Here is a 13,885-nt window from a genome sequence, read left to right on the forward strand (position 1 = left end):
ACATTAAGTGATATAAACATACAGACAAGTACATATTTTTCAATTCATTCTACTTTTATTATGATTTACAATTTTTTCTAAATAATATTTTTGCAGTTCTAAATCACCTAATCTTGATGCTTCTCGGAGCTTTTGATTAAGCGATTCAATAGTTTCTTCATTTCTATTAGTTGTCAGTGTATTTATATAGTCATCAATTTCATGTTCAAAAGGTTCTTCATTTATCAAATAGTTATCTAATGATATAAATGCTTCTTTAATTTCATTGGAATCAATGTACTGTAATACATCACTAATATTGAACGTATCATTTTCAGAGTAAAACTCGTGTAAAACATTAAATATACGCTTAAAATATTCATTTGTAAAGTCTTCTAATTGAAGTAATTTATGATAATTTAAAAAAGTGTCTTTATCATTCATAAAATGCTTAAGTAAAGCACGTTCTGCCTTCTCATTTTTGTTTAAATTATTAAATTGTGGCGCAGACGGTACATGATAGTCTTGAGGTTGATAATAATCTTGTTGCTGTCCTACTATATTATTTAGACTATCCAAGCTAACTTTAAACAATTCCGAAACTTCTTGCAATATCTTTTTCCGCAAAATAGTTGAACTCATATAAGAAATATCATTAGTGATTTCCTTTAAATATCGTTCATATGCTAAATCATTATTTTCAATTTCATCTTGATGAGTATGAACTTTATAAATAATGAATGATTTTTTCTCATGTTCTACAAAGTAATTGAAGGCTTCAGCCCCATGTTTCCCAATATACGCGTCAGGGTCCATATCTTTAGGTAATTGCACTACAAACACATTAAATCCTTGTTGTAACAGCATTTGTCCAGTTTTTAATGTGGCTTCTGTACCTGCGTAATCCCCATCGAACATCAAAGTAACATTAGACGTTAACTTTTTAATAAATGCTATATGTTCTTGTGATATTTGTGTTCCCATACTAGCAACAACTTGTTTGAGACCAGCTTGATCAGCTTTAATAACATCCATAAAGCCTTCTAATAAAATTAATTCATCAGTTTTTCTGATGGATTTTCTAGCGTGATCAACATTATACAGTAATCTACGCTTTTGAAATATTGGTGTTTCTGGACTATTTAAATACTTTGGTTCTTGATTTGTATACGTTCTACCAGAGTAGCCAACAGTCCGGCCTTGTGCATTTGTTAACGGAAACATAATACGATCTCTAAAACGGTCATAGTAACTAAAATTTTCCTCGTTTCGAGATAGCAACCCAGCCTCATATGCAAGTTGAATATCATACCCTTTTTTCTTTAAAAAATCATGGCAGAAATGTGAGTTGTTTGGTGCATAACCAATTTTCCTCGCATCGATCAATGCATCAGTAAAACCTCGTTCTTTCAAATAATTTAAGGCGGCTTCACCTTCTACTGTTTTTTTCAGCGCATAATGATAATATTCTTGCATTAATTCATGCATTTCAATCATTTTTAAATCGTCTGATGCAACTTGATGTGAAACCGCTTGGTTTGAGCCAGAAGATTCTGTTTCAACTGCAATATTCACGCGCTCCCCTAATTCTTTAACAGCATCAGTAAAAGAAATGTCTTTAATTTCTTGTGTAAATTGGAAAACATTGCCTCCTTTTTTACAACCGAAACAATGACAAATTTGCTTATCTTCTGAAACGGTAAAAGATGGGGTCTTTTCATCATGAAAAGGACACAAACCTATATAATTGCGTCCCCTTTTCTCTAACTTCACATACTCACTAACCAAGTCGAGTATATCAGTTTTTTCTTTTATTTCGTTGATTGTAGATTGTTCGATTCGCAAAATAATCACCTATTAGACATTAGTTACACTATTATAAATGTTTTATTTATTTTTTGAAACTATTTTGCTCTATAATACTAATAATATCATTTGCTGTTTCTTCAATCGCTTTATCCGATACGTCAATTACTGGACAACCTATCCTTTCAACTAAGTCATGGAAATAATTAAGTTCTTCTTCAATGCGCTGTTCTGTAGCATATCTCGCACTGTCTCCTAATCCAAGCTGCTTCAGACGTTCTTTACGAATTTTATTTAATTTTTCTTCACTGATTTTTAAAGCAATACATTTAGATGAATCAATATTAAATAGATCATCTGGTGGCGTAACCTCTGGTACAATTGGAATGTTCATAACCTTATAACTTTTATGTGCAAGGTATTGGGATAATGGCGTTTTTGAAGTTCTTGAAATTCCTAATAGCACAATGTCTGCTTTTGATAAACCCTTTGGATCTTTACCATCATCATATTTAACTGCAAATTCAATAGCATCTATTTTTTTGAAATAGGCTTCATCTAATTGATGAACAAGTCCTGGTTCAAAATAGGGTTGTTCATCAATTTTATCCAATAAAATATTCATCAATGGTCCCATGATATCTACAGATTTAATATTAAATTCACTGATTTTTGCTTCCATATATTTTCTTATTTCTGGTTTCACTAGTGTATAAACTACAATCGCTTCAGTATCTCTTGCGACAGAAATCACTTCGTCCACGTTTTCTAATGCTTCAATGTAAGGATATCTGCTAATTTCACTGTCACATTGATTTGGATTAAATTGTGAAATACAGGCTCTTGCTACTAATTCTGCAGTTTCACCTACTGAGTCGGATGCGACTATTATTCTAATATTTTCCATTAATTTAATACCACCTATTCATTTAATAATGACACAAAGATTTTAGTTATCGTTGTTTTAGAAATGCGACCTTTAACTTCATATTTCCCATTTTCTTTTTTAACCACAATAGGCAAAGAATCGATTTCCTTTTCAATCATGAGATTCGCTGCAAATATCACTCTTTCATCTTCTAAAACGAAACTTAAATTTGGCATGCGTGTCATGATAATATTCACGGGCATCGTATGTATATCTTCCCCAATCATTGACGCTCTCAATAAATCTTTACGTGAACAAACTCCCATAAAATCCCCATTATTGTTAATTACAAACAGTGTACTAACATCTTCTAAAAATATAGTACATATCGCATCATAAACAGTCATCTCACTTTTTACTACTACTGGGTGAGATGCGTAATCTTTAACGACATATTGTTTTAGTTCATCAGCTATTAATTTATTTTTTGGTTTCCCAGAATAATAATAGCCAACACGTGGTCTAGCTTCTAAAATACCAGACATTGTTAAAATAGCTAAATCGGGTCTTAAAGTCGCGCGTGTTAAATTCAGCCGTTCAGCTATACGTTCACCAGTAATTGGGCCATTATTCTTCACAATTTCAACAATTTGTTGTTGCCTTTTACTCAGTTCTATAACGCTCACCCCTTTAATCAATTTACTCAATTATACATTGAATTTTAAATTGCTACAAATACATATATTTACTTGCTTATAAACCATCAATACATTAAAATTAGATTTAAAGCGAGTTAAGGATAGTGAAAGCTTAACAAAGATTAATGGCTACAACTAAATGATTTGTAAAAGCGAGTGTTCACACTAACTTGGGTGGAACCGCGGGTTAACAAAAATTCAGTAAACAAACACATATTTCGAATATGTGATTAAAAATGATTAACTCGTCCCAAGACACGGATAAAGTTTTATTTTTTTCTGTGTCTTGGGACGTTTTTATGTTAAAGAGGAGTGTATTTTTTATGGCAAAAGATATGGAAACAATTGTTTCATTAGCGAAACATAGAGGATTTGTATTCCCTGGTAGTGATATTTATGGTGGTTTATCAAACACATGGGATTATGGTCCACTAGGAGTAGAATTAAAAAATAACGTTAAAAAAGCATGGTGGCAAAAATTCATTACACAATCTCCATATAATGTGGGTATTGACGCTGCAATTTTAATGAATCCAAAAACATGGGAAGCATCTGGTCACCTTGGTAACTTTAACGACCCTATGATAGATAACAAAGATAGTAAAATACGCTATCGTGCTGATAAAATTATCGAAGATTACATGGCAAATGAAAAAGGTGATGAAAATTTCGTTGCCGATGGTTTAAGCTTTGATGAAATGAAGCGCATTATTGATGAAGAAGGTATCGTTTGTCCTGTAAGTGGAACAGCAAACTGGACTGATATCCGCCAATTCAATTTAATGTTCAAAACGTTCCAAGGTGTAACTGAAGATTCTACAAATGAAATTTTCTTACGCCCTGAAACTGCACAAGGTATTTTCGTAAACTATAAAAATGTACAACGTACAATGCGTAAAAAATTACCATTTGGTATTGGTCAAGTAGGTAAATCTTTCCGTAACGAAATCACACCAGGTAACTTCATTTTCAGAACACGTGAATTCGAACAAATGGAACTAGAATTCTTCTGTAAACCAGGCGAAGAAATAGAATGGCAAAATTATTGGAAAACGTTCGCAAGCCAATGGCTAAAAGATTTAAACTTAAGCGAAGAAGCTACGCGTTTACGTGATCATGATGCCGACGAACTTTCTCACTATTCAAATGCAACTACTGATATTGAGTACCGCTTCCCATTTGGTTGGGGTGAATTATGGGGCATCGCTAGCCGTACAGATTTCGACTTGAAAAAACACAGCGAACACTCAGGTGAAGATTTCCAATACCATGACCAAGAAACAGGCGAAAAATATATCCCTTATTGTATCGAACCATCACTAGGTGCTGACCGTGTCACATTAGCATTCTTATGTGATGCTTATGATGAAGAAGGCGTTGAAGGTAGTAAAGATTCTAGAACTGTATTACACTTCCACCCTGCGCTTGCTCCGTATAAAGCAGCAGTATTACCATTGAGCAAAAAGCTTTCTGGTGATGCGATTAAAGTATTTGAAGAATTGAGCGCTAACTTCTCTATCGACTTTGATGAGTCACAATCAATAGGTAAACGTTATCGTCGTCAAGATGAAATCGGTACACCATATTGTATCACTTTCGACTTTGATTCTTTAGAAGATGAAAAAGTAACTGTACGTGATCGTGACACTATGGAACAAGTTCGTATGCCAATTACGGAACTAAATGCTTTCTTAGCTGAAAAAGTTAAATTCTAATTCAGTTATAGTTAATATTACTTATAAATAAACCAAACGTTAAATATAACGTTTGGTTTATTTTAATATATTTAACACTTGAGTATTCATACTAAGGGATTTTTGTGTAATTAATGATTTTACTAAATTGCAAAGCAAGAGCATAGCATGTTGAATCAGTTTTTGTTGAACATTTAATTTATTAGTCCATACCACTACTTTCGTTTTAATTGTTACCACAGATAACAGACGCTAGATTCAACAGTTATAATTTAACTTTTATCTAATTTAATAGCTTTACTTCCCTTAAGCACCGAAAGTTTTATAGTAAACTATCATAAAGTTGATGCTTCTATCTCTCTATATCCTCAATCCTTATTATAGTTCTTGATCCAATTTAATTATATTATAGATTTACATAACATAATTATAGTTTGTTAAAGTCAGACTCTTCTTGTGTTTGGATATATCATTTAGTAAAAAACTATAGTGTCTTTACTTTTGGCTGTTTATATGAACTATACTTAAAAATAAAAAAACACCCTAATACAAGATTATGATAGCTTATACTAGAAGTGCTTTCTTACTTAGTCTAATTTTATGTTTATTCAGTTGATTTTTTATGGAAACTAATAGGAGCCAATGCTTGTACGACCTAATCAAGATAAATTATCTAATCTATGTAATTGATTGATTAGTTTTTGACTTTTAAAATACATCCCTACATATTCTTTATATAATAGGATCATTAATTCAGACATCTCATTAACAACATCATCATGAATACTAAGAGAACTCATTTGATTAATTGGTAATTTTTGAAGAATATCTAGCAAATAAAGTGTTTTATTAGATAAAACGAGTGCATGTGGATCTTGATATTTAACACCTTCAGAAATAGCACCATCATACTTAAAACTATATGCTATTAATTTAGACTGATCATCATTGCCAGTAATAGCACACTTATCAAATGTAGCATTAAATCCAAAACGATTCATACATTTTAATAAAACAACTACTGACATCAGTTGCGCTGAAACACCATTTTTAATTTTGTCCAAAACAAAATGTAAAAGGTCATAGCTATATTTAGAAACTTCATCTGCTTCAAGTGAACGATCAATTGTTTCGGCACATAGACTAGCAAAACTACTTTCGTAAATATCTAAACGAAGATTATAATTTTGTTCAATCACATCGACGGAGCTCAATGTCCCCATGCCTTTCCACTTAGAATAAATAAACAAGCCATACACAAATAATTGGGTGTTGGCTTGTAAACCACTTTTACTTTTTTTAGCTCGCCTTACCATTAAAGGTACCTTTGCGCCATGTTCATTCAAAATTGTTATAATTTTATCGGATTCGCCATAATCAACTGTTTTAATGATTATACCTTTTTGTTTAATCAACACAATAGCTCACCGACTTTCAAAAATTCTTTGCCCTAATCTTGATCTTCTAAATAGCCCATTTGACGTATGAAGTTTACTTTGTTACGCCAATCTTTTTGAACTTTTACCCACAGTTCCAAATAAACTTTGGAGCCTAATAGACGTTCTATATCAAGACGAGCACGTTTACCTACTTCTTTTAACTTTTTACCGCCTTTTCCAATCACAATACCTTTTTGAGAATCTCTTTCTACGAAAATGGTAGCTTCAATTCTCACTCTATCTTCATCTTCTTTAACCATTCGGTCTACGTTAACCCCAATAGCATGAGGTATTTCCTCGCTAGTCAAATGTAGTATTTTTTCGCGAATAAGTTCACCAACTACAAATTGTTCTGGATGGTCGGAAATTTGATCATCCGGATAATATTTAGGGCCTTCTGGTAAGTAAGATTTTAAAACATTGATAAAATGGTCAACGTTGTGGCCTTCTAATGCTGAAATTGGAACTATTTCAGTGAAATCCAAATATTGCTTGTATTTTTCAATTCGTGGCATCAGTTCGTCTGGATGTACTAAATCAATTTTATTCAATACTAAGAATATTGGTGTCTTAATGGTTTTGAGCATGTCCATAATGTACTCGTCACCACGACCGATATCTTCATTAACATTTACCATAAACATAATAGCATCAATTTCAGATAGTGTATTTGTAGCAACACGCATCATATAATCGCCCAATTTATGTTTAGGTTTATGAATACCTGGTGTGTCCAAAAAGATAATTTGAGCATCTTCTTGCGTCATAACACCTTGTATTTTATTTCTCGTAGTTTGTGCCTTATCAGACATTATTGCGATTTTATGCCCAATTACTCGGTTTACAAAAGTTGATTTACCAACATTCGGTCTACCTATAATTGAGATAAATCCTGATTTATGTTCTGTCATTAATTTAAATCCTTTCCTGAAAATCCTAATGGTAGTAGTTCATTTACCGTCAATTCTATCATATCGCCTTGATGGTTTGTCATATACACTGGCATATCATCATCACATAGTTCTTTCAATACCTGTCGACAAGCACCACATGGTGAAGAAGGTTCATCTGCATCTACAGTAATAGTAATTGATTCAAAATCTCCTGGTCGATAACCGTCCGCAATTGCTGACACTAAACTAGATCTTTCTGCACATATAGACATGGGATAAGCAGCGTTTTCTACATTAGCACCATAATATGTTTTTCCATCCTTAGTCTTTAAATACGCACCAACCTTGAAATTACTGTATGGTGCATAGGCATTTGCTTGAGCGTTTCTTACTTCTGTAAAATAATGTGATTGGTAAGTCATAGTTTATCTCCCCTATTTAATAATAAGTTATCCTCAAATATTTTAATTTTGTTAATTGCTATGTCTTATTAGTATAAACAAATTTTCTAAAATTGCACTACTATTTAAATACATATGGTAAAAAAATAATGAGTCCTATAACTAAGGCAACGAGAGAAGCAAGTACAACACTAAAAGCAGCAACATCTTTAGCTTTTTTTGCCAAAACATGATAATCACTAGTAACTAAATCTACGACATATTCTACGGCAGTATTAATTGCTTCAAACGCGAGTACTAGACCAATTGAAATAATAATAAAAAGCCATTCTGTTTCGTTAATTTTAAAAGTAAAACCTGCAATAATCACTATTAAAGCTAATAATAGATGTAATGAAAATTTATGATCTTTTCTTATCAGTACTAGCATACCATGAAAAGCATAACTAAATCGTTTCATATGCGCCTCTAATCTCTTGTTAATCCATAGGCATTAAGGATTTGTTCTTGTCGCCCGAACATCTCTTTTTCATCTTGTTCATTCATATGATCGTAGCCTAATAAATGTAAAAAACCATGTAATGCAAGAAAACCAAGTTCTCTTTCAAAACTATGACCATAATTATCTGCCTGTTCTTTTGCAACATCAGTACAAATTATTATATCTCCTAATACCCTTGGCATATCAAGCCCAGTTATTTCTGGTTCATCTTCTTCTAAAGCGAAAGAGATAACATCTGTTACTTTATCTTTATCGCGATACATTTTGTTAATTTCCTGAATTTCTTGTTTATCAACAAACGTCACAGACAATTCAGCTTCTTCTTCAATATTTTCTTGTTTTTTAGCAAAAGTAAGCAATTCATCTATTTGTGTTAACCATTCATTTTGTACTAACTCTGTATGATCACTAAAATCTATTGTAAACATTTATTCTTCTCCCTCATAACGATCAATAATTTTACTTACTAATGGGTGACGTACAACATCACTTTGGTCAAGGTTATGAATACTTAATCCTTTTACATTTTCTAGCTTTTTAATCGCTTCTTTTAATCCACTTTTAACGCCTTTTGGTAAGTCTATCTGTGTTTTATCTCCAGTTACTACCATTTTAGAACCGAAACCTAGTCTCGTTAAAAACATTTTCATTTGAGCATGCGTAGTATTTTGTGCTTCATCCAATATGACAAAAGCATCATCTAAAGTTCTACCTCTCATATAGGCTAACGGAGCAATTTCAATTATGCCTCTTTCTATAAATCTGGCTGTTTGTTCTCTTCCTAAAACTGTATTCAAACCATCATATAACGGTCTTAAATATGGATCTACTTTTTCTTTTAAATCACCAGGTAAAAATCCTAATGATTCTCCAGCTTCAACGGCAGGTCTAGTAAGTACAATACGTTTCACATTACCCTTACGTAGTTGCTTCGCTGCATATACAACTGCCAAGAAAGTCTTACCAGTACCAGCTGGGCCTACACCAAAAACTAAATCATTATGGTGCATTGCATTGACATACATACGTTGTCCCATCGTTTTAGCACGGATGGTTTTACCATATGCATCTTTAGTAATTTCATCTTCATATAAATCTAATAAGTATTGAATCTTACCATTTTGCGCCATTTTAACAGCAGCCTCTACATCTTTGATAGATATAGAAACACCTTGTTGAATGACTTTCAGTAAGTTTATTAGCACAGATTCTGCTTTTTCAACATGCTCAACTTTCTCACCTTTTACAGAGATTTCTTGTCCTCGAGCATGCACAATGACATCAAAGCCTTCCTCAATTGATTTAAGATGTTCATCATTATTACCAATGAGTGCTTGCGCTTCGTTATTGTCATCTATTTGAATAATTCCAGGCATATAAGTACTCCTTTACAAATATATTCGTTACTTCTTATTTTATCCTATTAGATTTTAAGTTACAAAAAGTTTTTAATAAACAATAAATCATTTCAGATATTTATTCAGTTGAATTTTCATAATTCAAACTTACCATTCAAGTTACACCTTCATTATATCACGAAAATGGCTGATATTATTTTAAAGCGTATTGAATCGTAAGTGATTTCCACAATTTTAACAGAAGATTTACATTCTATCTAATTGAATAAATTAAGCAGTACGCAAATTGAGTAATTATTCAATAATAGTTAAAAATATTTTATTTGTACAGTGTTTTGCAATAAAAAATAACGCCCTATAAAAACCTACATACGTTGATTTTTATAAGACGTTAAAATATGCAATTATAACCTTTTAGGTCTTTCCAGTACTTCAGACCAAATAATACCGTTAACCACTTCATCATCAGCAAACCTAAACTGATCATTATTAGCAGGACTTTGAATAGCGTGTGCATTCATCAATTGTTTCAAGCGAAACCTTTTTGTTCTTTCAGATAAGTATTTATCCGCAATGATTGCACGCGCTTTTTTCTCAGTTCTCTGAAGTCTTTTCTCGTTTTCACGGTCAATTTCAGTTCGAACATCTTGTATTTGTCCCATTAAATCAGCTTCAAGCTCTTTTTGTAATTTATCATCTTGTTGTTTTTGAGCTCGTTTTGCTTTATCTGCTTCAGTTTCATTATCTTTTCTTGTCTTACGCTCAGAACTTGGTGATTCCATTTTTTCTGCACGTGTTTCCGTTGGTGAAGACTGTGAACGTTCGGGTTGAGGCATTTGTTCAGGTTCTCTTCTTTGTGACGTAGGATCTTCGTTAATATGTTTTTCAATCTCTTTGAAAGTTTTACCTATTTCGTCTAAGAATCCACCTTTTTTCGGTTGCTCACCCTTACTATTTGGCCCTTTATTTACTGGTGGCTTTTGATTTTGTCTATCTTTATGACTATTATCATTAATAGCTCCGATTATTGTTACAATCACAGATATTACAAAAATAATAATACCTATATTCATTTAATCACCCCTAAAATTATTTATCCGGTGATTCGTCATCTTGTTGATTTGTACGTTGATTAATAGAATTTCTCATACCTGTATCTGCCTCAACATTTTTCAGGTTGTAATAATCTTTTACGCCTAAGTTTCCAGAACGTAAAGCTTCTGCCATTGCTAATGGTACTTCAGCTTCGGCTTCAACAACTTTAGAACGCATTTCTTGCACTTTCGCTTTCATTTCTTGTTCTTGCGCTACGGCCATAGCACGACGTTCTTCAGCCTTAGCTTGTGCAATATTCTTATCTGCAAGTGCTTGCTCAGTTTGTAAGTCTGCACCGATATTCTTACTAATATCAACATCAGCGATATCAATCGATAAGATTTCAAACGCTGTACCAGAATCTAAACCTTTACTTAAAACAGTTTTCGAAATATTGTCTGGATTTTCTAATACTTCTGTGTGATGTTCACTTGAACCAATAGTAGAAACAATACCTTCACCTACACGAGCGATGATTGTTTCTTCACCAGCACCACCAACTAAACGAGCAATGTTGGCACGTACTGTAATACGCGCTTTGGCTTTTACTTCGATACCATTCATAGCAACACCAGCGATAAACGGTGTTTCTATAACTTTAGGATTTACTGACATTTGTACAGCTTCTAAAACGTCACGACCAGCTAAATCGATAGCAGCGCCACGTTCAAATGGCAAGTTAATATCCGCTCTTTGTGCCGCGATATTCGCATCAACTACACGGTCAACGTTACCACCAGCTAAATAATGAGATTCTAGTTGATTCGTAGTTAAGTTAAGCCCTGCTTTATGTGCTTTAATAAGCGGTGAAATAACTTTTCTTGGTGATACTCTACGTAGCCTCATACCAACCAATGTACCTATTCCTACTTTAACACCAGCGGCAATTGCTGAAATCCATAATCCGACTGGTACAAATGAAAATAATAACAATAATGCTATTACTACTATAGCGACAATAATAATTAATCCGATCATACTTTCTCTCCTTTATGATTCGTTTTCTCTTACAACAACTCTCGTACCTTCTACTTCTAAAATGGTAACTTGTTTATTTCTTAAAATAAAAGAACCATCAGAAACTGCATCAATACGTTCATTGTTATAAGTAATAATTCCTGCAGGTCTTAAATCAGTTGAAGTTGTTGCAGTTTGCCCAACTAAATGAGAGCGATCTTCGTGTGAAGTGTAGCCTGCTTCTGCATTTGTAGAATCTTTCAATACAACCTTGTCTAAAAATGGAATTTTCCGTTTAAATATCTTCACAAGTATCACCCATTCAATAATTGATAGTATTAATGCAACGACGACATTGGCAATCATATAAACTAAATTATCTCCTAAAGTAATAATACTAAAAACTATTAGTGCCATACCGATAATACCGATAACTGCGCCGACTACAAAAAGTTCAATTATTACAAATATAACGCCTATGCCAAATAAAATAACAGAATATAAATTGACATCTCCTTTTATATAAAATCCTAAAAAGAATATTAATAAAGTTAATGTCGCAACAATTCCTATGATGTTAATTTTATTCGAATACAATTGGTATAAGAAACCTAAAAAGATAATACATGTTAAAATTAACGCAACTACTGGATTTACAATAAAATTAGCCATATCGTCAATCCAGTTCCCACTTTCAACAAAATTAGCTGAAAATATTGTATGTAAACTACTTGAAGGAATCACTCTATCACCTCGCTCTCAATCTAATTATACATGAAATTAATACGTGATTATAGCGTTTACAGCATAAAATTTCATAATCAATAAATTAATTTTTAAGCGTTTCTTGATTGTAAGGATATATTAAGAATCGATAATAATTTGTAGTGGCAACTATTATAAATCATTAGCGTTATATACAAATTCAGATAAAAATAATAGCCTTTAGTTGATAATCAACTAAAGGCTATTTTGGTTTATAATTAATGTTGGTGTTGAGGGAGTCAACGAAACAATTAATTATTTGAATTTACGTTTACGTGCAGCTTCTGATTTCTTTTTACGTTTAACGCTAGGTTTTTCGTAAAACTCACGTTTACGTACTTCTTGAATTGTACCGCTTTTAGAAACTGTACGTTTGAAACGACGTAACGCATCTTCAAGTGATTCGTTCTTTTTGACTACTGTTTTAGACATGTGTATTTCCCTCCCTCCAAATATCAACGAAACTTTATTATCATCACATGGTACTAACCATGTATAACTTAGTATAATATATCTGATTAATGTGGTCAATTAGTAAAATTTACATTTTTTTAATTTAACGTTTTTCTTAGACATCTTTTTAGCAGTATTCTTAAATCTTTTGTAAATTATATTAATACTAGTAAATTTGTTATTAAGTTTAATATATTGCTTAAATTCAAAAATGCCACATAAGATTAATCTAACAGTTCCACTTCATAACTAATGGTACTTAGCACATATAGGGGCGCTGTTTCAGCTCTTAAAATTCTAGGACCTAACCCAACTTGATATGAATTTTCACTAAACAATGCTAACTCTTCATCCGCTAATCCACCTTCAGGTCCGAAAATCACTAGAACACGATCATTGGGCTGAAATTGTTTTATCATCCTTTTAAGATTACTAACTTCACCTTGTTTGGCAGCATCTTCGTATGCTATCAAAATATAATCATATAAATCACTTTGTTGAAAAACTTCTTTTAGTGAGGCTTTATAAGCGATAGAAGGTATGGCTAATCTATAGCTTTGTTCAGCAGCTTCTTTAATAATTTTCTGCCAGCGTTCTAATTTCTTAGTTACCTTACTTTCATTTAATTTTACAACAGAGCGTTTCATACCTACAGCTAAAAATTCACTAGCACCTAGTTCAGTTGCTTTTTGTAACAGCCATTCATATTTATCCGCTTTGATCAAACCACTACATATAGTAATGTTTTGAGGTAATTCTGAATCTATATCAATTTGTTCAACTAGCTCGATTTCAATTTCATTAGTAGCTATATTGTTAATTTTACATTTATAAACAGATTGATCCGAAAAAGTGATAATAATTTCATCATCAATTTGATACCTCATTACGTTTAAAATATGATGGATATCACCTTTATCGATAATGGAAAAACGCTGAAGTGAATCAGCGTTTTGATTAATAAAGTATCTTTGCAT

General features: G+C 32.4%; 15 protein-coding genes. 1 reads left to right on the plus strand and 14 read right to left on the minus strand.

The features are described 5' to 3' along the window. Positions 1–39: 39 nt before the first annotated feature. The 3 genes from dnaG to ccpN are packed head-to-tail and all read right to left on the minus strand — an operon-like array spanning position 40 to position 3,339. Complete coding sequence (gene dnaG / locus D9V42_RS00305) at positions 40–1,824, minus strand: DNA primase (RefSeq protein WP_122062391.1); 1,785 nt, start codon at positions 1,822–1,824, stop codon at positions 40–42. Positions 1,825–1,870: 46 nt separating this feature from the next. Next, positions 1,871–2,692 carry a pyruvate, water dikinase regulatory protein gene (locus D9V42_RS00310; RefSeq protein ID WP_107530692.1) on the minus strand — a complete coding sequence of 274 codons (822 nt, stop codon included), beginning with the start codon at positions 2,690–2,692 and terminating at the stop codon, positions 1,871–1,873. A 14-nt stretch (positions 2,693–2,706) separates the two neighbouring features. Beyond that, positions 2,707–3,339 carry a transcriptional regulator CcpN gene (gene ccpN / locus D9V42_RS00315; protein WP_107555997.1) on the minus strand — a complete coding sequence of 211 codons (633 nt, stop codon included), beginning with the start codon at positions 3,337–3,339 and terminating at the stop codon, positions 2,707–2,709. 335 nt (positions 3,340–3,674) lie between these two features. Here ccpN and D9V42_RS00320 point away from each other — a divergent pair, with 335 nt between their 5' ends. Next, positions 3,675–5,066, plus strand: a complete 1,392-nt coding sequence (locus D9V42_RS00320) for a glycine--tRNA ligase (RefSeq protein ID WP_107555995.1) — start codon at positions 3,675–3,677, stop codon at positions 5,064–5,066. A 638-nt stretch (positions 5,067–5,704) separates the two neighbouring features. Here the strand turns inward: D9V42_RS00320 and recO are convergent. The 11 genes from recO to D9V42_RS00375 form a co-directional block, all read right to left on the minus strand. Continuing rightward, a complete protein-coding gene (recO, locus tag D9V42_RS00325; RefSeq protein ID WP_107555994.1) occupies positions 5,705–6,463 on the minus strand; it encodes a DNA repair protein RecO in 759 nt (252 codons plus the stop codon). 32 nt (positions 6,464–6,495) lie between these two features. Beyond that, positions 6,496–7,395: a GTPase Era gene (gene era, locus D9V42_RS00330; RefSeq protein ID WP_122062393.1), complete on the minus strand. Its 900-nt coding sequence runs from the start codon at positions 7,393–7,395 to the stop codon at positions 6,496–6,498. Further along, positions 7,395–7,799, minus strand: coding sequence for a cytidine deaminase (gene cdd, locus D9V42_RS00335; protein WP_122062395.1), 405 nt, complete (start codon positions 7,797–7,799; stop codon positions 7,395–7,397). The genes era and cdd overlap by 1 nt, the downstream gene beginning before the upstream one ends. 100 nt (positions 7,800–7,899) lie before the next feature. Further along, positions 7,900–8,238 carry a diacylglycerol kinase family protein gene (locus D9V42_RS00340; RefSeq protein WP_107555992.1) on the minus strand — a complete coding sequence of 113 codons (339 nt, stop codon included), beginning with the start codon at positions 8,236–8,238 and terminating at the stop codon, positions 7,900–7,902. 8 nt (positions 8,239–8,246) lie between these two features. Beyond that, entirely contained in the window at positions 8,247–8,708 is a 462-nt protein-coding gene (gene ybeY, locus D9V42_RS00345) for an rRNA maturation RNase YbeY (protein ID WP_107530698.1), read from the minus strand. Further along, positions 8,709–9,656, minus strand: a complete 948-nt coding sequence (locus tag D9V42_RS00350) for a PhoH family protein (RefSeq protein ID WP_107530699.1) — start codon at positions 9,654–9,656, stop codon at positions 8,709–8,711. A 386-nt stretch (positions 9,657–10,042) separates the two neighbouring features. Continuing rightward, positions 10,043–10,711: a hypothetical protein gene (locus tag D9V42_RS00355; RefSeq protein WP_122062397.1), complete on the minus strand. Its 669-nt coding sequence runs from the start codon at positions 10,709–10,711 to the stop codon at positions 10,043–10,045. Positions 10,712–10,727: 16 nt separating this feature from the next. Continuing rightward, positions 10,728–11,711 carry a flotillin-like protein FloA gene (floA, locus tag D9V42_RS00360; protein ID WP_017724608.1) on the minus strand — a complete coding sequence of 328 codons (984 nt, stop codon included), beginning with the start codon at positions 11,709–11,711 and terminating at the stop codon, positions 10,728–10,730. Between the two features lie 12 nt (positions 11,712–11,723). Beyond that, positions 11,724–12,362 (minus strand): NfeD family protein, encoded by a 639-nt coding sequence (locus D9V42_RS00365; protein WP_216652801.1) that lies wholly within the window; start codon positions 12,360–12,362, stop codon positions 11,724–11,726. A 348-nt stretch (positions 12,363–12,710) separates the two neighbouring features. Continuing rightward, positions 12,711–12,887, minus strand: a complete 177-nt coding sequence (rpsU, locus tag D9V42_RS00370) for a 30S ribosomal protein S21 (RefSeq protein ID WP_002483157.1) — start codon at positions 12,885–12,887, stop codon at positions 12,711–12,713. Positions 12,888–13,132: 245 nt separating this feature from the next. Continuing rightward, a complete protein-coding gene (locus D9V42_RS00375; protein WP_122062401.1) occupies positions 13,133–13,885 on the minus strand; it encodes a 16S rRNA (uracil(1498)-N(3))-methyltransferase in 753 nt (250 codons plus the stop codon).

Source organism: Staphylococcus pseudoxylosus (assembly GCF_003697915.1).
Taxonomy (GTDB): Bacteria; Bacillota; Bacilli; order Staphylococcales; family Staphylococcaceae; genus Staphylococcus; species Staphylococcus pseudoxylosus.